Origin of the sequence: Acinetobacter bereziniae, from assembly GCF_016576965.1 — a bacterium.
Classification (GTDB): Bacteria; Pseudomonadota; Gammaproteobacteria; order Pseudomonadales; family Moraxellaceae; genus Acinetobacter; species Acinetobacter bereziniae.
Genome location: NZ_CP066119.1, coordinates 1247284 through 1269019, shown reverse-complemented (window position 1 = coordinate 1269019; position 21736 = coordinate 1247284). Strand labels below are relative to the sequence as shown.

Below are 21736 nucleotides of genomic sequence, written 5' to 3'. Positions count from 1 at the left end.
ATTGAGTAAACACAATATAATTTAAGTGCTTAAATGATTGGTTATACGATCAAAGATTCTGAGTTTAGCGTATCATAGTGCTAAAGATCAGTGAGGTAGAGTTATGACACTCAAACAATTAAAAGCATTTTTAGTCCTTGCCCGCACATTAAACTATGCCAATGCTGCCAATGAGCTTTGTTTGAGTCAATCCGCTTTAAGTTTAAGTATCAAAAGCTTAGAAGATGAACTTGGCGGAAAACTGTTTAAACGCAATACCCGTCGTGTCGATCTTACTGCGGAAGGAAATGCTTTAATCCCATTTGCCAAAAAGCTTTTAGCCAATTGGGAAGACATGGAAAGAGACGTTAAACAACGTTTTAAGCTGCATCGAGGGACACTCAATATTGCCTCTATGCCTTTCGCAACACATGCTATTTTACCCGCAGTACTCAACGAATTTAACAAGCATCATCCCAATATCAATTTTTCAATCCATGATATTCCCAATGAAAAAATTATTGAAAAAGTACAAGAAGGTATTTTTGAACTTGGTATTTGCTTTGAACCTCAACACAATGATCAATTAATTTTTAAACCCTTCTTCAATGAAGATTTTTTGGCATTACTTCCTAAAGACCATGTACTCGCCAAACATCAATCAGTAACATGGCAAGAATTATGTTCGTATCCCTTTATAACACTACAAAAACCTTCAATCATTCGACATGTGGTTGAAGAAAAATGTGCTCAGAATGATTTAATTTTGGATTTAAAAATCGAGTGTCATCAAATCAGTTCTCTTTCCCATTTTGTGGCTTTTGGCATGGGTGTCAGTGCAATTCCACGGCATTTTCAAAATTATATCGACAAAGAAAATAACCTATTGATTGAAATTGAAGATGGACAAGTCAATCTTCCTGTAGGCGTGATTTATAAAAAAGACTTTGAACTCTCCAATATCTCCTCTCAATTTATCGAAACCTTGTTGGCATATCAGTTTTAAAGCTTCCTGCAAATCAATAAAATTCAATGTTTTTAACGAAAAATTAATGAGTTTTTCTCATTGAACATTTGAAAGAATCAATTTCTAAAATCATTTATGCAGTGCTAATAATAAAAGCTCTAAAGGACATAGAGTTAAAACGATGAACAAAGTTGTCGCGAGTGCGCATGAAGCTTTAGCTGATGTAGTTGCAAACAATCAGACCTTTGCTGTGGGCGGATTTGGATTATGTGGAATCCCAGAAGCATTAATTGATGCCTTAAAAGAAACGGGCGTAACAGGTTTAACCTGCATTTCAAACAATGCTGGCGTTGATGATTTTGGTCTAGGCAAACTTTTACAAACCAAACAAATTAAAAAAATGATTTCATCCTATGTGGGTGAAAATAAAGAATTTGAACGTCAATATCTGAATGGTGAACTTGAAGTTGAACTGACTCCTCAAGGGACATTGGCGGAAAAATTACGTGCTGGCGGTGCAGGCATTCCTGCATTTTTTACCCAAACAGGTGTAGGTACACTGGTTGCAGAAGGAAAAGAAGTTCGTAATTTTGCTGGCAAAGACTATATCCTTGAACATGCCTTGATTGCAGATATTGCCTTGATAAAAGCTTACAAAGCAGATAAAGCGGGTAATCTGATTTTCCGTAAAACAGCACGTAACTTTAATCCAGAATGCGCCATGGCAGGAAAATTGACCATCGTTGAGGTTGAGGAAATTGTTGAAATTGGTGAACTAGATCCTGATTCAATTCATCTACCAGGCATCTATGTCAGTCGTATCATCTTGAATGCACAACCTGAAAAACGAATCGAACAATTGACATTGAAGACGGAGGCTTAATCATGGCTTGGACGCGTAATGAAATGGCTGAGCGAGCTGCTCAAGAACTTGAAGATGGTTTTTATGTCAACCTAGGTATCGGATTGCCGACACTGGTTGCAAACTATATTCCTGAGCATATCGATGTCTGGCTACAATCTGAAAATGGTTTATTGGGAATAGATGAATTTCCAACTCAAGAAACTGTAGATGCGGATTTAATCAATGCAGGCAAACAAACCGTCACTGCACGTCAAGGTGCTGCATTTTTCTCTAGTGCTGAATCTTTTGCCATGATCCGTGGTGGTAAAGTGAATATTGCCATATTGGGTTCAATGGAAGTTTCTGAAAAAGGTGATTTAGCCAACTGGATGATTCCTGGTAAGAAAGTCAAAGGAATGGGAGGTGCAATGGATTTGGTTGCTGGTGTTCAAAAAGTTGTGGTTTTGATGGAACACTGTGCCAAAGACGGTAGCCCCAAAATTGTCCCAGAGTGTTCACTGCCACTTACGGGCAGATTGGTTGTCAACCGCATCATCACTGATCTAGGTGTTATGGATATTACGCCACAAGGCGTTAAATTGGTTGAACTGGCTAAAGATGTCAGCTTAGAGCAAATTCAGTCTGCGACAGGTGTAAGCTTGATTACAAGCGAGCTTCAAGTTTCTTGATCAAAAAAAGAGCTGAAATCATTTTCAGCTCTTTTGCTCTTGTTTCGAACAAGTTAATTCACAATACGAAAATCTGCTGTCAAACTAGTTTTGACCATTATTGCCCCATTTTAAATAAGCTTCACGCTGACTTAAACGTTCATAATAATTTTGAACATACGGAAAATCTATTTTTTCAAATGGTGTTAAGTACCAACGCTGTACAGACAAGCCAATCACAATGTCCGCTAAAGAAAAGTTTTGCCCTGTGACATAAGACCCTGTTTTTTCTAATTGTTGATCAAGGATCTGCATATGTTTACTCCAAGCCTGAATACTTTGCTCTACCCGCTCTAAATCTTGATGTAGAGGTGAATGACGAACCAAATGCATCAGGGCATATGTCCAGCTGTTGTTCAATTCAATCCCCTGCCAATCAATCCACTGATCCACTTCAGCACGTTGTTTGGCATCCAAAGGATAAAGGTGTTGTCCATTATATTGATTGGCTAAATATCGAATGATCGAGTTGGATTGCCACAACACAAAATCCTCATCGATTAAAACAGGAATGGTCGCATTGGGATTCAGCTTTAAAAATGCGGTTTCTTGAGTGGATTGAAAGCCACGCCCCCAATCTTCACGCTCATAAGAAATATTGAGTTCATCACACAGCCAAAGTAATTTTCTGACATTGATTGAATCAGCTCTTCCAAGAATTTTTATCACAAACCATCTCCTATCCAATGCAAATAATATAGCTGAAAATGATGAGAAACATCTGTGTTGAAGATCACATGATCATAAAAATATGATTAAAAAAAATCGTGATATAAATCTTAAAAATAAATATGCAGCAATAAGACTAATTCATTCAACTTATTGTCATCTGAGAATTAAAGAAATGAGATATATAAAGCGTTTTAAAATAAAACTTATCTAAAAACAAATGCTTCATACAGTCAAATTAAAGTGTAAGCATACATCTATAATCAATGGGTCATTGATACTAAATCATGTGATCATTCAATTGAGTAAATAAATGATGCCCAAATGTAGCTAAAAAGTATTTTTATCTAATATTGTCATTCACAAACAATACAATGACCTATCCGAGATTTTGAGGTTGTACTTTTGGATAACTTTGCTTTTTTTAAAAATATTCAGGAATGGTCTGATCAGTATCCGTGGTTAGAAATGCTGACATCATTGTCCATTTTGCTTTTTTTCGCATTTTTAGCAAATTTTATTGCAAAACAAGTCGTTGTTCGGGGTATACGTAAACTCATTTCAAAAATGAAGTTTGCCTATAGTGAAATTTTCTCTGAACACAGTGTGATTCGAAGAGTGGCAAACATTGTCCCAGCGATTGTTATTTTAAATGGGATTAGCACAGTTCCGCATTTGTCTGTAAAAGTTGTCAGTCTCGTACAAATGGCATCACAAGCATTTATCTTCCTCACGATTGCCCTTGCACTCAGTGAACTTCTCAACGTTTTTAACTTATTTTATCAACGTAACCCAAAGTCACTTAATAAACCTATCAAAGGTTATCTTCAGCTGATCAAACTGATCGTATTTATCGTCTGTGGTTTACTGGTATTGGGTACATTCCTGAAGAAAGACGTATTTACTCTGCTGGCAGGTTTTGGTGCTATGGCAGCAGTATTGTTATTGGTTTTCCAAAATACCATTCTTTCTTTGGTCGCGTCCGTACAAATTTCTTCTTATGACATGGTACGTATAGGTGACTGGATTGAAATGCCTTCACTCAATGCCGATGGTGATGTGATTGACATGTCGCTACATACCATCACTGTGCAAAATTTTGATAAAACCTTTACTACGATTCCGACCAATAAATTGGTGACGGATACCTTTAGAAACTGGCGCGGTATGAAGTTATTGGGTGCAAGACGGATCAAGCGATCTATCTTTATTGACCAAACCAGTATTCACTTCATTACTCAGGAAGAACAACAGAAATTAAAAGCTTTCTTATTGCTGGATCAATATCTGGACAATAAGCAATCTGAGCTAGAGACTTTTAATCAGCAGTTTGAAAATCAGTCGATCTATAATCAACGTCGCCTGACCAATATCGGAACCTTTCGGGCTTATGTTGAGTTTTATCTAAAACAACATTCAGGTATTGCAAAAAACCAATCGCTGATCATTCGTCAGTTGCAGCCAACCAGTGAAGGCATACCGCTTGAAATCTACGCATTTGCCAATACAACGGTATGGAATGACTATGAAGCAATTCAATCTGATATTTTTGACCATTTGATGGCAATTATTCCTGAATTTGGCTTAAGAATTTATCAAGCACCTTCTGGTTCTGATTTACGTTCATTAGCCAGCCATTCATCCGACAATACCATTAAACATCTATCGTGAATAATTGTTCAGGAGCATATCTGCGCCTGAACCATCTGTTTTTGTATTGCTCGTGCATTCATTCAGCGCTTTATTATGCTGAGCTAAATAAGATATTGCACTGATTAAATAAGATATTGCACTGATTAAATACGTTATCCAAACTCATGTGAATAATTCGTTTATTCACATGATTACCAATTTTTTAGGATTTATTTTCAATAAATTTATATGTATAAAAAAAGCCCTTGTAATCACAAGGGCTTTTTTAGATATTTGGCGGAAGCGGTGTCCGTATAACAAGTGTCTCATGCTGTCTAACCGATCCAAATAAAATATTACTTTTCAATGCATTAAGAAAATACCAGTCTAACCACGTCTTGTCTAGTCTAACCATTTCCAGTATTCTAAAAGGGGTAGGTTGTGGGGTAGTTAGAATTATGCCAAAGAAAGCCAAAGAGCTATCTGCTCTCAGTGTAGCAAAAATCAAAGAGACTGGTCGGCATGCTGTCGGTGGTGTTGATGGTCTATTCCTAAATGTCAAAGGAAATTCCCGTGTTTGGATTCTACGTGCTGTTGTTGGAAAGCGTTTAGATATAAATGGAAATCTAGTACCTCATCGCCGTGACATTGGCCTCGGTCCTTACCCAGAGGTGTCTTTAAGTTCGGCCCGTGCAAAAGCTACTGAATTAAGATTACAAATACGGAGTGGCATTGATCCTATTGCCCATAAACAAGAACAACTTGAAAAGCTACGCATCCAACAGTTAAGGAGCAAAACATTCATTGAATGTGCCAAAGTCGTTATTGCCAATAAAGCACGTGAACTCAAAAATGAAAAACATATTGGGCAATGGTCATCAACATTGGAATCCTACATTTACCCAACACTGGGTGATCTCGCTATTAGCAGCATTACCAAAGCTGATATTGCTGAAACTCTTAAGCCTATCTGGGTTGAGAAAAATGAAACAGCCAGACGTATTCGTGGACGTATAGAAACCATTTTCGATTATGCCAAGGCTATAGGATATTTTGAAGGTGATAACCCTGCCGAATGGAAAGGTAATCTTGAACCAATCTTAGGTAACTTAAAACAGGAATCACGCCCTCACCCTTCTCTACCTTATGAACAAGTCGCAGAATTTGTTCAGCACCTTCGCCAGAAAGATGGTATTTCTCCAAAAGCTTTAGAATTTGCAATTTTAACGGCATGTCGCTCTGGTGAAATCTTTGGTGCAACATGGCAAGAAATTGATTTTGAATCTAAAGTTTGGATCATTCCTAAAGAACGAATGAAAGCTGAGAAGGAGCATCGCGTTCCTTTATCCCAAGAAGCCCTCTCATTGCTTGAATCCATTAAGCTGTATCCCCAGCCTCAGGATTTTATCTTCCCTGCACCTCGTGGCGGTAGCATGCTTTCTGATATGTCACTGACAGCTTTGATTAAACGAATGCATGAACAAAAACTTAAAGAAAATGGCTTAGGCTATATTGACCCTAAGCAAAATCGAGTGATCACAACACATGGTTTCCGTTCTACTTTCCGTGACTGGTCAGCAGACAAAACTGATTACCCTCGTGAAGTCTGTGAGCATGTACTTGCGCATAAACTACCTGATGAAGTTGAAGCTGCTTATTTACGTGGGGCTTATCTTGAGAAACGAAAAGGTTTAATGGCTGATTGGGCTGAGTTCTGTTGTGCACACTTTAAGTAGGCATCATAAAACGAATGCTTCAGCCATCTAAGACTGAAGCATTCGTTTTAAATGGAATTTTCACAAAATAACTTACACGCCCTGTTTCCTTAAGAGCTTTGGTCATCATCACCATTCCAGTACCAATACACTTCGCCCCAATCCAACTCATTAAGGGCTGGAAGAATATCTCCCTGCTGAAAATACTGTCGTGATTCGGGTTGCGCTGGTGTTTGCCAATAACCCGTTTGTGGGCATAACTCGCCACCTTTCACTTTAAGCTTTTCTTCTTCTAACAATAATCCATTAGCCTTATTGATTCGTTTCCCTTCAGGCCAACTACTGTCTTCATCAAAACGACGCATCCACGCAATACCTTCTTCGTAACTTAGATGCTCATTAGGATCATCATCCCATTGTGCATAACCGACCAGCTTCAGCTCATCACAACGTATCGGCTTAATTAATGCATTGGCATAAACAGGCAAAACAGGCACACCATCTTCAACAGGATACATGGAGAGCTCTCCGAGTCGAATCCATAAACCTGTTTGATTTTCTGGATACTCTATTTCCTTTATTTCGACTTCATTAAAGCGGCTAAAGTAAGCTTTGATCTCTTCGGCAGTTTTATCTAATTTTGTAATCCAATATGGATCAAGTAAAAAACCCCAGACAGGTGTTCGTATACCTGAACCTAACCCTTGATAATCAATATATCCATCTTCTCGTTCATGATCATGACCTCTATTAAAGCTTGGATGATCAATATCGACCCCATAGAAGGCCTGGGTGACAATCTTTTCTAAACTGTTAATGTCATAACTACTTAAATGCAAGGAAGCCGCTTGAGCTATCTCAAAACCACTATATGCATGTCTAGGTTTTAATGTATCGATACAACGTTCAACGAACTGATGCCACTTCTCTTTGTTTTCCTGACTTTCAATATACCAAGCATATCTAAAATTCATTTTCAGTACACTATAAGCCATATAAGGGTGACTATCGACTTTGAAATCTATAGCCCAAACAGCCGAACTAATTTCAGTATCATCTGAAACAGTTGCAGTAAAATAGACTGAGCCTGTTCTATGGTAATGTTTTTGACAAACATTCTCTAGATCGGCTAATAGTACTTGTGCCTTATCTGCCTTAATAAATACATCCTTAACAGGATGTACAAAATAGCTCCACTCTTCATTCCTAATTTGATTAAACTCATTAAAAATCTCAATGAATTTTGAGATCAACTCTGAAGATTCGGTCTCTTGATGATAAATATAAAAAGTAACATAGGGGCCAATACCATATACATCTCCCCCTTCGTCACCAATGACCCAAAGCTTATCAGTTGCTTTAATCTCTTCAATCCATTCAGCTTGGTCTGCTTCGCTTACAAAAGGTTCAACCGTACTCATTATCGCCCACCTCTACCAGATTTCTTGGTTCCTGCTTGTTCATTCGGTTTACCCTTACCTTCTTCTAAGGCGATATCTTCAGGATAACGAAACAAAGAAAGATACCCTCCTTCCACGCCTTTACCTGAATAGTTATTACCTTTACCATATTTTTTCTCTTTTTCAGCTTTACAGGCTTTTAATAGCTTATTGTATTGATCAAATTGCACCTGTTTAATTGAATCCCCCTGAAACTTAATTTCTACAATCGCAAACAGATTAGTTTTTGAAATTGGTTCTGAGCGAGATTCTGCAATAACAAGATCAGCAGCAATACTCCCTCTTTGGTTATGGTAGGGTGTTGGATAAAAAGGATTCAAATCCAAACTTCCTGTTCTCTTAAGTCTTGGATTACCAGGAAACAACAACTGGGGATCTTCAAACTTTGCTCCAAAACAAACCTCTGTCTTGATCGGAGCCTTCCAGCCCAAAATCTCATCCACAAACTCAAACATGATTGATGTTGCCAATTGCTTTAAACGCGCAATTAAAAACTCACTGCCAATATCCTCACCCATAATCTCAGAAAGAATAAGGCCTGCCCAGCTTTCCAATATCTTTTGGCGTGCTTTAGGCAAATCACTGACTTTGACGCCTTTTTTCTTTTTTAACTGAGGGAATCCATTAGCGTTGGCTTTTTCACAAACTTCTGAGATCACTTTTCGAAAAGGTATTTTTTCTGAAATCTGTTTTTTAAAACCGTCTTTACCACGCTGTTGTGGTGCACGTGTTTCATCATTCCGAGGATCTTTTTTCCTCAAATGTTCTAGATATGCAATTTCAGAGGCATATACGAGATGTCCATTAAACTCTTTTTCCAGATCATGAATGATCTTCTTTATTTCTGCTTTGGCCTTTTCTAGCTCTTGTCGATAATTTGCCTGTCCTTCGTATAAGTTTGAACCATAGCTATATAGCTCATATACCGTCAATGCGGCTGTAAAGGCTCGTGCCAGTACGACTCCTAAACCAAGTAAGGGCAACACTACTCATCTCCTTCGAGATCAATAAATTGCTGATCGAGTTGACTTAAAAAATTGGCATATTTCCCTTCAAGCTGACTCTGCCAACTACTTGTAATTCTTTCTGCTTCTTTTAACATTTTTACATCATAAGTGATTTTTTCTGATTGCTCTGTTTGAACATAATCTGTTTCACCAAACTGGTTGGTAATACCTTGCTTTAACACATTGCCAGCTTTATCCAGAATTTTATATTCATGTTCAACGAAAGGACTACCATCACCCTTATACAGGAAGAATTTGCCGATGTTTTTTTCCAAAGGAGGAGGATTCGGTAAAGTTATTTTTGGGACTGAAACTTTCGCCCCTCCCATAAACAAATGCTGCCCTGCCTTTACCTCAAACTTGCCACCCGTGGTCGGAAAAATTCCTGAACCATTCAGCTTGAGTTGCGAACTCTGTGCGGTAAATACAATTTCTTTAGGACTGGTAATTTCAATACGGTCTTCAGTCGAAATGATCTGAATGCCCTGTTTGGCAAGTAAGTCCATGCCATCCGATTGAGCATGTACCTCAAATTTACCTTTGGCAGCCACTTGCTTGATGCCATTCTGTGCTGCAAACACGCTGATCCTATTCTGGGTCTGAGCAATCAGATTCTTTTGCGTACTCAGGTTAATGCTATCCCCTGCAAACTGATTGATCTGTCCATCTGCGGATACATGAATATCTTCACTGGTGCTCAGTCCAATCCCCGCAGGTGAATTCAATAACAATAAAGCTTTTTCAAATTTTGCGATCTTGTTCTGAATCTGATCTGCAAATGCTTTTAACTGATCAAGCGATTCAATTTCATCGGTTTGCTGATTCTTGGCAACTTCACTTAAAGCTTTGGCATTGTTTTGGTTATCTTCTAGCTGTTGCTTAGCTGGCTGTGCATCTAGATGATCTCCTTGGGCTTGATCCTGTTTATGTGTGGAAAGCAGTAGACCTTCCCCTGCACGAACTGCACCCCATTGGTCAGTACGCAGTTCAAAGCCTTCCCCACGATCTTCACTTTCAGCTTTGTCTTTTGGATGGCTGAGTTTACCGAGGTTCAGTTGGCTAGCAGCATGACTACTTTGTAGTTGTGCACTGATCTGACCCGTGGTGTCATCAAAACGCAGCTGGTTAAAGCCTTCGCCTTGGTATTCCTTAGATTTAATCCCTGCAAGTTTCTTGGTATCAGGCAGCTTACCTGCATTGTCAAACTTGGTCGGGCTACGCTGTGCTTCATGAATTCGTCCGACCACATAGGGACGATCAATATTGCCATCAAAGAAGTTGATCACCACAATTTCACCAATACGTGGCAAGAAACGTGCGCCGTAGCCTTCACCTGCCCACGGCGTCAGTACATCGATCCATGCAGAATCGGTATCGTTGTCATTGGCACCTGCGCCACCATCATGACTATGATCATCTGCCCGGGTAAACAGGAATCTAACTTTAATGCGGCCCCATTCATCGACATGGATTTCTTCACCACTTGGCCCCACCACTTTAGCACGCATTGGGTGTACTTTCGGTTTGTGGGTTAATGGGTTGTATTCTGGAACGGTGGTAATGTTACGTCGTTGTAGAGTCAGTTGGTTGGCTTGGCGTTCTTCTGAATTTGCTGCATTAAATTGATTCGGTTGCCAATTGCTTTGTACTAACAGTTGATTGATCTGTTGGTTTAAATCTTTAGGGAGATTATTCTGGTTATAAAAGGTCTTTTCTGTAATCAGAAATTCTTTCTCTGCCCCTGAATGCTGGTCAATCTCAGGATACTCATTGAGTTGAAACCAGTAACCAACATAGGCATCTCGGACGGTCGATTGAGCTTTAAATTGTTTAGCTTGGGATGCGTAGTAGTTGTTAAAGTTTTTATTGAATCTTTCGAGCTGGCGATTGCCCGATGCTGTTGCACCATCTTCGCCGTTGAGGTCTTGCATCCATGCAGGTGAAAAGTGCCATGCATCTTCTAAACCTAAGCTAGCCGTGTCCTGATTGTCACTGTGTTGATGAGTGCTGAGAACTGAACCTGCACCTTCATCTATATCTAATACATCTGCTTGCCAGCGGTTGATATAGACAGACGTCGGTTGTAGTGAGCGTATTCCAGTAAAGGCTATGATGCTGTCCTGTCGTTCTGTTGCACTGCTACGATGGTAGCGAATCTGTCGACGATCTAAGGTTTGATATTGGTTATTGTCATCAATCAAACGAAGCTTCTGGGCTTGGATCGGCGCATTGACTGCAACAACATGTTCAGATTCATCAATTAACATGCTAATGCCTTCCGATGCTAAAAGGCGTTTGATGAAGTCGATATCCAGTTCATTGTGTTGCATGATAAATGGACGGATATCGTAGTCTTGTGTCAAACCACTTAAATCAAGAGTCAGGCTAGATGCAAATAAGGGACTACGTTGCTGCCACTCTTTGAATAATATCTCTGTGATATCACGAACGCTTTTATTCATGAATACCCGAGAGTTTCGACGATATTTGAGTAGAGCTGTTGGATCTTCTACGGTGAGTTTGTATAGAGTAAGGCTTCCATCCGATTGTCCAATATCTGCGCTGGTGATAATCCCCGTGTTACGGGTGAGTTGACCTTGGTCTGTCACCTGGTCAATTGCAACTTGGCTACCAATAAATCGCTTTAAAGGAATAACTGCGCTCGTTGATAGGCAAATCAATTCTGCCTTAAATCCCTCATTAAGTTGGTGTTTCCCATCAATACGTTGCAAAAACACCTGAGCGTTTAAATCGGGACTAGAAAATAAAATATGCAAAGCACGTTTTTGTGCAGTAAGCCCTAGACTGTCTAAGGCTTGAAATATATTGTTCAACATCTTGTTATAGGCTTACGCTTAAATTTAGTGCATTTTACAAAGGATCAAAATGATCTGTCTATACAGTCCTGTCTACTTGTGACAATTTACCTCACATTATAGATACACATACCTATATCATCTTATTTACTTGGGACTAGTTATCTACAAAAAGATAGAACCCAAATAGCCCCCTCAAACTTTATTTCTTAAATGTACTAATCGATATAGATAAATTGTGAACAAGTTAGCGCCAACTATTTGGCACTCTAAACTTCCCACTGCCGCTAGGTAGTTCTGAGCTTAGAACTTATTTAATATTAAAAACTAATCCAGGTAATACTGTATTTGGCTTCTCATTAAAACAAACATAAGTATTTCGGCTTGAAGGTTTTACTATTCGATAGCGTACTCCAGCACTTGTCGTATAGTAAACACCACCATTTTCCATCATAAGGCCTGTATTCGTTTTTGATGTATTCTGATCATAACTCTGGCTAGTATTATTAATTGCTGAATAATAGTTACATCCTAAAGATTTTGATACTTCAGCAGCTTTTCTAATTGCATATTGGGTTGCTACCGACTTCTGAGTATAACCATTGTGATAATTAGGCTATTTTTTCACCTAAAACTACCCAAACTTAATGTGGTGAAATACACATCATTAACACCTAGCTGATACATAGTTAACTTCCCCATGGCTCACTGAGCTTACTAACAATGTCCCTACGGGATAAAACAGTAGCACAGCGCTCCCAAAGATTGGCATCGGGATCAAGAGTTCCTCGATATTTCACTGAGAATGCATCCTGTGCTTTTTTACGCTCGTGTATGTATTCATTCATGCGTATATTCAACTCCTCCTCGTTATCGATCCATTCGTCATCAATCGTGTCGGGTAGACTGCCAAAAATGTCGTATGTATCGCGTAACCGTTCTGAAAGTACGTTATAAACTTTTTCATCCTGCGTTTCGCTATATACAAGGTTGAGCATATCCACAAACTTACGTGTCTGACCAAAGCGTTTAATTCGCCCAAGACGCTGCTCTAAACGGGATGGATTCCAGGGAAGGTCTATATTGATAAGTGTTCCCAAAGTTTGAAGGTTCAAGCCTTCGCAAGCAGCATCAGTTGCTACTACCAAACGAATCTCGCGTGTCTTTACAGCTGTCTTAATTACTTCACGCTCAACATTGTTAAACTGTTCACCACGGAATAACCCACTTTTACCAGCCCCTGCATAGACAGCTACCACTTCCCCCTTGAGAGACTTGGCCAGTTCTTTCGCTATCCACTCCGCTGTGTCGTAATACTGGCTAAAAATAATACAGCCATGCTCCAACCAGGTTTTTCCATCAGAGCGAAAATCCGTTAAGAACCATTTCACTGTATTCAGTTTTGAATCAACGGCTTCAGAGCGTGATAACTGTGTTTCTATCTCTATTAAACAATCTACTTCAGTCGGAGTCATTTCAGACAGTATGTGCTCAACATCTTCAACTAGATCCTCATCTTCCGCAGAAACTGTATGTTTCAACATCTTTTGAGCTGTTCTTAAGCCTGATGCAAAACTTGAGCAGATCCGTTGCAACATCAAGGATTTCATGAAGCCTGCTGATCGAGTTCGTGATTGAAGCAGCTTACTGAACTCTTCCGCTTTTTCGTAAGCGACTTGGAACGGTGTGTTAGTTGGAATGCCAAGCCCAACAAACCGCGACTGGTACTGAACTAGATTTCGCTTTATTGGATGTGTGTTCACCCCTACTCGCTCTAAAAGACCATCATCTTCCAGCTGTTTACGCTTGCGCAACACCGTATGGCGTAGAACAGGATTGTTTTCTTTAAAGAAGCCCGGATTCAAGCATTCGGAAAGCCAAAGGTTCTGAATCATATAGTCGAGATCTTCAAAACGATGCGAACAAATAAAGGACTTATTATCAATCGATAGGTAATCACGTATCTGCTGAACAATATGATATTCATTGCCGGGAGGCAAGGGATTGCTTAACCAATGCCAAACTTCACTCTCCGAAGCTACCTGTGCTCTACCAGTTATCAACGGAATCGCTTGTTCATGGTCGTGCCATGGCGAAAGAGCATCACCTAATACAAATTCCGCACCAGAATTCAAAATATCTAACAAATCCCATAGTTCACGCACATCGGTTTGAATCGGGGTTGCCGTTCCCAGTATAAGGTGACGTGTACGCCTCCCCATCTGCTGCATGAAAGCCATCAAATTATTCGGGGTTGAAGCCTGATCACCCAAGCCACCGCGAGCGCGGGCCTTGTGTGCTTCATCTAAAATAACCGTACCAAAACGATTCTTCAGCAACATCCCTGCTTCTTTTACGAATTCCATCTTTTCCCTTTGATGCATAATCAGTCCGGTAGAGACAATGGCAATCCTATAGGGGCATTTTTTGATGGAGGAGGCATCGCCACGAGTGGAGAGTATTTGCCCCTCTACACCAAACCAAACTTTCTTCTGGGAAGACCAAACCGCAGCAGGTATACCAAGCTTATCCATCATCTCAATTTGCCACTGAATCGTGAGTGTAGAAGGTGCTAGAATAAGAACAGGGCCATCGTTCAGTAAGGCACTGACTAGTGCGCTGGTTGCCATTGATAGCGTTTTACCAACCCCCACCTCATCAGCCAATAGGAGGCGGGCCTTGCCATAGATATCCCTATGCTCAAGAAACATTGTCACAAACGAACGCTGCCACGGCTGTAACTGCTCCCCTCCGCGATAAATAGGTGCTTCTGCCATGGCTGCCGCTGGAACTTCTTCGGGCTTTAATACCTCAATAGTGACTTCACGCCGGTTAGCTACCCTATTGATTTCGGCCAATATAGCTTCAGGTAAAGGCACCCCATCGTTCCAAAGTGCCCAAAATTCTTTCTCTACCCAATCAGCACTTTCTTCATCATCATCCTGCCAAACCAGCTCATAGTTGTGGGCAAAGGCACTTTTGGATTCATTTACAGACCCTATGAAAGACTTACGACTGCCATCGGTATAATGAATTGAACCCGCTTTACCGTGGAGGAATAACCTCTCTCTGGGTACAACCCGAATCTCTACATTACCTGACTGCAATAGCTGATCCAGCATCTGATAGCGCTCCTTCTTCAGGAGTGCCTCAGCCTCTACATCTACCTCATTCCAGCGTTCTTTAAGTGCTGCATTCCTACCTGTAGCTACCTGAAAGTCAGCCAGATCAAGCTCGGAATTGCAGATAATTTTAACTTCCGGAATCTTTGCAATCTCTTCACCGACTAGCTCAAAAATGGAGCTTCTGAAATAGCCTGCGATGCGAAAGTATTTGGAGGCTCCTTTTAATGATTCAGCCAAGAATTCCGTATCCAATCTTTCTGTACGAGAAGAAAAACGTTGAATCACCATCAATTACAACCTCTGGTTTCGAATAGCTTCCGCAAGAACACGTGCACTGCTTGCTTCCTGCTCAGGTTTGAACGTTTTGGTATCTTTTAAGCCCTCACGCTTTTCTGCCAAGTAATCCGCCATTTTGGCTAGCAGTTGCTTATTGGGAAGGTAGTTCGGGCAGTTTTCCATAAGATGCAAAAGTACATCGTCTACTTCAACTTCTTTTGAAAGCTCAAACAAGGCATAGAGCAACGCCCGCAGAGGTGTGCCTGCCATTTCAGTGTCACCAGCCATCATGGAGCTTCTTAACTCGGTCGATAGTTTAAGCCGAGCAGAGTTGGCCTTTGAGGCATCACTCATTAGTTGATCAAAATGGTGAATCTTGAACGCTTTGGCGAAGTTCTGGTAGTTATCCAAGGTCTTTGCACCCTGATGTTCCATTTCGGCCATTTTCAGATAGAAGCGCTCAACCGCTTGTAGCTTTTGCCATTCACCTTTCTCAAAACCAACAGGTACCAAAAACTGAACGGCGGTTTGTACAGCGAAGTCAATCAACTCATCAACAAAAGTCTTTTTGCCTTTTTGTCGTGGTGCCTCTGCTTCAGTCACCATGTCTTTACCGTCAATACAGGAATAAGCCGTCAGTACTTTTAACGCAGCGGCATAACCAGCCATTTGTAGGTCTGCATCTGTATAAAGACCTTCAGAACCTTGATCACGAATCGACCTATCGAGCCCCGCTAGTGCTTCAACTTGCTCTTTAACTGCTTCTTCAATTTCCCATCCAAGATCATCTCGAAACGTTTCTAGATTTTCCTTACGTTTGCGTAAAACCAACATGATGGTGCCTGTCACATATGCCCCATCTCTTAAGGTAGAATCTGTTTCCGTTACTACGTACCAAGCTGCTGTTACTTGAAGGCCGCTTGCCCAAACGATATTGGCCATGTCAGCCCAGATACTCCCACTTTGATGGGTAAACATGAGGACCTGTATACCATTCTCAGGCATCTTCTGTGCGGTCTTCCTATATGCCGCAACCATACCTGTACGGAATCCCTCATCCTCTCCTTTTACCGCCAAAGAACGACGACTATCCCAAGTCCAATGAGAAAACTCCTTGGGAGGATTTCTGCGCATCCAAGCAATAAAGAACTCCGTGATCTCTTCATATTTAACCGCATCTCCATACGGAGGATCGGTTATATATATGTCATTAGCCACTTCGATTTCTTGTGCTGGATGTGTATTGGTGACAAGGGATGTACTATGCGGAATAGGAAAACATTTGTAAGAAGGACTCAACAGACTATCAAGAAATGCCAAGCCTCGACAACCATAGTTATACAATGTATTTAACGCTTGATTGTCGAACACACTCGCCGTTTGCCCAACCCCGCTCCGTGCATTCCAGCGGCTGAGCCTAGAGTTATTATTCAGGACTTGAGTAAACCCAAATTTTAAGTTGGCAGAGGTATATTTATTAATCAGACCATTAACCAATAATTGTCGAGGATTGAAAAGATGGTGCCAATGACTCCACCCTCTCTCTTTATAAAGACGCTCAGTTTCATCACCTTTCTCAATGACCATATCAGGAATAAAGCCATTTGCTTGCCACTCGTGAAGATGTGATTGAACGTATTCAAGAACTTTTTGTTCCCTGGCTAGATCATCCTTTGTGACACTTTTAAAAACCTGCTTTGCGCTACGAGCATTGGTCGATGAATTTGTCCATAAGACGGCATATAGCCGCTCACCGAAGACATCATCATCTTTAGGGTGAATATCCTCTTTAGTCCATTGCCTTAAGTTATTCTTTCCATCACGACTATCGCCTCGAATGGTTGGAATTTTAATACGATATTCCTTCCCATCTACCACGTGGTAGATATAGGAATCTTGGCGAGGTCCATCTGATCGAATGCTACCCGTATTCGAATATTCAGGATCAAGCTCATCGACATATTCAATTTCAATGTTGTAGCGCTTATTCTTGGTATCAGGAACAAGCCTAGCGACAACTGAATGCCCCTGGCTTACTAAATTGGGCAATAACGGGACAAGCCACCCCGTTTCTGGGCATTTGACTTCGACACAATATAGAAAAGCTTTTGCGTACCATCCCTTACCATCTGATTCCACACCCAGCGCGTCTATATCCTCTCTAACTTTCTTCAACACTATTTCTTGTTCGGATTTAATTTTTGACTGAACCTCAGCGTCAGTAATAATGTTTAGAGAGCCCCAAGTCAACATCGCTGCAATCGGGTTTAAATCCGAAGCGTAAACGTCACACCCCAGCCTCGCTGCTTCGAAAGGTATTTGTCCAGAGCCTGAAAAAACATCCGCTACTTTTGGTCTGTGCCCAAAACGAGCAACACCGAGCTGTTCTATGAGCTGAGGAAAGGAGGCCGCGCTCGTGCCGAGGTGACCGTTAACCCGTCCCCAGATGTGAGAGAAAAGAAATGAATCCATCTCTTCAGGCCTCTTGCCATTTTCCACCTGCTCGCTATAAGGAAGCTTCTTCAACTCATGGACTCTATCCCGTTTAGATGGAGGGAGCTTTTCAAGTAAGCGCTTTTCTATTGATGTCGAATCCATACCCATCAATAGCTCAAATATTTCTAAATCTTTTAACCTATTTTCAGTAACAGGCAACAAGCAACCAAGTATGCATGCCTTATTCAGAATAAGAGGTTTACGTCCTTTCCAGTAGCTACCTAATGGAGTAAGAGTTTTACTTTGTCTTGCTTCTTGCTCTTTAAAACTCTCAGCAGAAATTTTCTGCACTGGAAAAAGGTGCTCAATCAAAGCAGGCTTATCTTTCCATTCAAAAGGTTGCAAGGCCATCAAAACTCTCCCTTTTCCATAAACCCAAACAAATCCTGAGGCTCGTTTTCAGATGGAATCTTTTTAGACTTTGGCTTCTTTTTAGTTTCCAATTTGACATTAGCCCCATCCGATAGCGCACAGTAAAGCGCTTTACGCCATCCGCGCTGCGTTTGATCTTCTCGCCCCGCTTCGGCAGCGGTTTTACTGTAAAGCCACCATCTTTCCTCTGGACGCAGTGCCAACCACTTTTGGCAAATAACTAGACATTCATCGGGTGAAGCATGTTCTGCTGCCCAACCAAGAACGCACAACTCGCGCCCAAGAAAGCGGTCGAGCTTCACTTTACCGGTAGACCAAGCCCCAGAACTTTGTTTCTTTACCTTTAGGCGGCCATTAAAGTCACGACGAGCATCATCACGAATCTTAGTCCAAAGCTCTCTAGCAAGTATAAGGCGACGCTCTACCGTTTCCCTGCGAGACTCATCCCCGTCGAAGCCATAGTCTTCATAGATCACAACAGCATCTTGAGGCGCCGCAGGAATTTCTACATAGAAATGATGCATTCCGAATTCCAGTGGCGCTCCAAAATCAATGGTTTTACTCATCGTTGCTCCACCTCACCATTACCAATTTCAATGCTAAGCTGCTTGGCAAACTGCTTAAGGTCATGCCCAGTTTGAGTGTAGGCTTTTTTGAAAGTCATGACTACTGGTGCTTCAGGACTTAACACTGTTTGCAAGTGTGTTAATACAGTTTCAATGAACTCAGCGCTAATCTTCATCTCACCTAACGCCATGTGAATCACTTTTGGCGCAGAGCCAACCATAAGGCTAACCTGCTCGAATTCGATGCCTTTCTCTTTGGCGATTTTCAAACTCTCGTAGGTTTTTGCCGAGCTATCCATTCGTTTTGGTGAGGAGCTTACTAGAGTTGCTGGCTTGTCTTTAATAATTGGAATTTCTTTGGAACCAGTAGCTGCAAAAGTGAAATTTCTCTTTTCTTCTAAGCCATCACACTCAGCGAAGACATAGACTGTCGTTTCTGCATCCTCAATCTGGATTGGGGCTGTATAGGTTAAGCCATTACGCGCTTCTGAACCATCAAGTGTATATTTAATGGTGCCCTTAGGTGCAACAAACAGTTCGACCGTTCTTGCAACCTCATCAAAGCGATTGCGTAATGTCAGGCGATTTTTCCAGGTAGTTGGAGTACCAATAAGGTTTTTACCCGTAGGGTCTACTGCTAAGAACTGTACCCGTAAAGCCTTAGTCGCCAGTATATTTTCACTGAGCACAGGGCTAGTCACCGTGACATCAGTGTCTTCAGCATAATGAATACGAGGATTGTTACCTGCATTGGCAACATCGATTTTAAGGCGAACAGTACCAGCATCATCTGGGGAAGAGTCTTCGCTGATGATAACTTCCGTAGTTTTTGGCTTAGGCTTTTTCGTAATGTAACCATTGCCTAAATCTTCCCATACGCCGCGCTGGTAGGCTTCGATAGCGAGTTGATCGAAACCACGGCTCGGTATCCAAGGCATCTGTGTTTTTTGCTTCATCTTATCGAGCAAATCAGTCTTTCTTGCTTCATCAAGGGAACCGAATAGCAACGACTCGGCTCTGGCACGCAGTGCATCGAAGTTTTCAATGATCTGCGTGTAAAGTTTGATGGGATCAGATGCTAAGGTCTTCACAACTTGGCGTTCACCGTTGTAAGGCTCATTAGAGGGATAAGTACTATCCAGCGCTTTAGGGCGCAACACATCTTCACCGCGATTATTACCGGGGAATAGGAGCTTATCGAAAACAGTGAGTACGGTAGTTTGGAAGTCCTGCTCGTACTGCGCTTTCTTCTCATCCAACTCTTTACGCTGCGGGTGAGATGCTGGTATTTCGTTGTCTGTCTTGGTAACAGCATAAACGTGGCGCGCTGCTTTTTCGATGCTAGCAATAGAGGACTTGTCACCTGTTAGTACCAGAAGATTGTTCTTGTTCACCAAACCTTTGAAGAAGTTTGCCACTACGCCCGGCGGGGTTTTACCATCTGGACTAATTATCAACAAAGCACGACTGCTCTTGAGAACGGCTTCAGCCTCATCCATTTCAGGCAGTGGCAGTACTCTTTCGTAAGCCTCTTTGGTTATCGGCCTGTACATTTCCTCCAGTCGATAACGAATCAACTCCTCAACCTTATTTTGAGGCGCCTTATCTGCGTATCCTTGAAGCTTTTTAGTAAGGTTTTCTTGATGACTGAAGTAATTTCGTCCTTCTGGCGTTTGATGTAAATACCAAGCTAATTTGGCAAGTTCTGTAAATGCTACGCGATAATCACTGCCTTGGTGATTTGGATCAATCAGACACTCCAGCATTTCACTTTCTGTTAAACCTTTGACTGAGTTCACCGCAGTAGACAAACTAGCTGTTAGCAAAAGAGTACCAACTTGCTTTGCGTAGTGATTACCACTATTGAGATCAATGATCTGGGCATGAGCACTGTCAGTAGAATCCCAAATATCTCTAGCGATAACATCGCGCATTTCTGAAATTTCGGCCAGCTTCTCACGAACGTCTTGTATCGAGAGATCAAAGTGTTGAGCACCTATCAAATATACATCTTCGTTGCTTCCCCAGACCGATTTCAGAAGTCTGGAAACCAACTCCATCAAACCGCGAGTTTGCTTGAACTTTTCGTTCTCCTTAAACAAAGCAATGATGCTTTTAAAGCTTGGATGGAATGGGTATGTGGACTCGATGTCGTTTGCCAATGCTTCAGCACTTCTCTCTACAGTCTTTGCTTTAGCCGCTTCCGCAAGCCTTGAGGCATAGACCGAGGCAATCTCGGAGATTTCACCTTTATCTGGTAGCGACAAAAATAGGCGTTTACGCAGAATCTCGTAGATTTCATTGGATTCCAGATTTACTGGCGTAATGGAGACTTCGGCGCGCCCCAGTTCTTGAGTGGCATCATCTAATGCACGTTGAATAAGCTTCCCGCCAGTATCGTAGGCTGCTTCAAGATCTGACACGACAATACACACGTTCTTTTTCTTCTGCGCAGCAGTTAACATATTGGAGAAAGCCCGTGTCACTACATCAGCTATGGTTCCCTGTCCAAGTACTTGGGTGCTGTAGTAGTGAAAGTAAGGTGGCATCTCATCTAACAGGATAAGAATAGGTTCATCACCATCAAATAGATTAACCCAAGCTTGTTCGTCTGGTGCTTTGGCCCCAGATTCCCAGTACTCTCGAAATATGCCTTCTTTACCTAACTGCCGTGCAATCTCGCCCCAGAAATATGTGTGAGGGTTATTACGTCCATTGAAAGCGGCTATTTTGGCTGAACCATAATCAGATTGGTATGGAATTGTATCTATGTGACTATTGCGAAGTTCAGCATCTTTAGCCAATAAACCAAAGCCGACCATTAAATGAGTTTTACCACCACCCATCGCTTGCTTCAGGTGGAAGACCGTGTCATTTGATTTACCTGCTAAACGGGCCATACCCTTGTAAAGTAATGTTTTAAAACCGTCTGTGATGAAGGTTTTTTTAAAGTACTCCTGACCATTAGTGTCATTTATGATTTGATCAAGCTGTTCGATCTGATCACCGACGTTGATTTCCAAAGCCTTCGGCTGCAACTGGCATGCATTACGTACGGTTTTCATCAAACTTCTCCTAACTCTA

13 protein-coding genes and 1 pseudogene are annotated in these 21736 nt (G+C 41.3%); 5 read left to right on the top strand and 9 right to left on the bottom strand.

Features of this window, described 5'->3' with window-relative positions:
• Positions 1–103: 103 nt before the first annotated feature.
• The 3 genes from I9192_RS05845 to I9192_RS05835 all read left to right on the top strand — a co-directional run bounded on the left by I9192_RS05845 (position 104) and on the right by I9192_RS05835 (position 2479).
• The gene (locus I9192_RS05845) at positions 104–985 is read left to right on the top strand and encodes a LysR family transcriptional regulator (RefSeq protein ID WP_005030608.1); all 882 of its coding nucleotides are present in this window, start codon (positions 104–106) and stop codon (positions 983–985) included.
• A 142-nt stretch (positions 986–1127) separates the two neighbouring features.
• Positions 1128–1829, top strand: coding sequence for a CoA transferase subunit A (locus I9192_RS05840; protein WP_004828567.1), 702 nt, complete (start codon positions 1128–1130; stop codon positions 1827–1829).
• 2 nt (positions 1830–1831) lie between these two features.
• Positions 1832–2479 (top strand): 3-oxoacid CoA-transferase subunit B, encoded by a 648-nt coding sequence (locus I9192_RS05835; RefSeq protein WP_004828566.1) that lies wholly within the window; start codon positions 1832–1834, stop codon positions 2477–2479.
• Between the two features lie 84 nt (positions 2480–2563).
• On the opposite strand, the gene I9192_RS05830 is transcribed toward I9192_RS05835, so the two are convergent.
• On the bottom strand, positions 2564–3187 hold the full coding sequence (locus I9192_RS05830; RefSeq protein WP_005030611.1) for a glutathione S-transferase family protein: 624 nt from the start codon (positions 3185–3187) through the stop codon (positions 2564–2566).
• 405 nt (positions 3188–3592) lie between these two features.
• Here I9192_RS05830 and I9192_RS05825 point away from each other — a divergent pair, with 405 nt between their 5' ends.
• Together I9192_RS05825 and I9192_RS05820 are read left to right on the top strand one after the other, a co-directional pair.
• The gene (locus I9192_RS05825; RefSeq protein ID WP_004828564.1) at positions 3593–4858 is read left to right on the top strand and encodes a mechanosensitive ion channel family protein; all 1266 of its coding nucleotides are present in this window, start codon (positions 3593–3595) and stop codon (positions 4856–4858) included.
• Between the two features lie 419 nt (positions 4859–5277).
• Positions 5278–6555, top strand: a complete 1278-nt coding sequence (locus tag I9192_RS05820; RefSeq protein ID WP_200150200.1) for a tyrosine-type recombinase/integrase — start codon at positions 5278–5280, stop codon at positions 6553–6555.
• Positions 6556–6644: 89 nt separating this feature from the next.
• Here the strand turns inward: I9192_RS05820 and I9192_RS05815 are convergent, their stop codons facing one another.
• The 8 genes and pseudogenes from I9192_RS05815 to I9192_RS05785 all read right to left on the bottom strand — a co-directional run bounded on the left by I9192_RS05815 (position 6645) and on the right by I9192_RS05785 (position 21717).
• A complete protein-coding gene (locus tag I9192_RS05815) occupies positions 6645–7955 on the bottom strand; it encodes a DUF3396 domain-containing protein (RefSeq protein ID WP_200150199.1) in 1311 nt (436 codons plus the stop codon).
• Positions 7955–8980, bottom strand: a complete 1026-nt coding sequence (locus I9192_RS05810; protein ID WP_200150198.1) for a hypothetical protein — start codon at positions 8978–8980, stop codon at positions 7955–7957. Before I9192_RS05810 ends, I9192_RS05815 begins: the two co-directional genes overlap by 1 nt.
• On the bottom strand, positions 8980–11838 hold the full coding sequence (locus tag I9192_RS05805) for a type VI secretion system Vgr family protein (RefSeq protein ID WP_200150197.1): 2859 nt from the start codon (positions 11836–11838) through the stop codon (positions 8980–8982). Before I9192_RS05805 ends, I9192_RS05810 begins: the two co-directional genes overlap by 1 nt.
• A gap of 226 nt (positions 11839–12064) precedes the next feature.
• A pseudogene (locus I9192_RS22530) lies at positions 12065–12421 on the bottom strand (hypothetical protein); the annotation flags it as partial.
• A gap of 85 nt (positions 12422–12506) precedes the next feature.
• The gene (locus I9192_RS05800) at positions 12507–15230 is read right to left on the bottom strand and encodes a phospholipase D-like domain-containing anti-phage protein (RefSeq protein WP_200150196.1); all 2724 of its coding nucleotides are present in this window, start codon (positions 15228–15230) and stop codon (positions 12507–12509) included.
• A 3-nt stretch (positions 15231–15233) separates the two neighbouring features.
• Positions 15234–18065, bottom strand: coding sequence for an anti-phage-associated DUF1156 domain-containing protein (locus I9192_RS05795; protein ID WP_200150195.1), 2832 nt, complete (start codon positions 18063–18065; stop codon positions 15234–15236).
• Positions 18065–18652 carry an anti-phage-associated DUF3780 domain-containing protein gene (locus I9192_RS05790; RefSeq protein WP_200150194.1) on the bottom strand — a complete coding sequence of 196 codons (588 nt, stop codon included), beginning with the start codon at positions 18650–18652 and terminating at the stop codon, positions 18065–18067. Before I9192_RS05790 ends, I9192_RS05795 begins: the two co-directional genes overlap by 1 nt.
• On the bottom strand, positions 18649–21717 hold the full coding sequence (locus tag I9192_RS05785; RefSeq protein WP_200150193.1) for an anti-phage-associated DUF499 domain-containing protein: 3069 nt from the start codon (positions 21715–21717) through the stop codon (positions 18649–18651). Before I9192_RS05785 ends, I9192_RS05790 begins: the two co-directional genes overlap by 4 nt.
• Positions 21718–21736 lie beyond the last annotated feature (19 nt).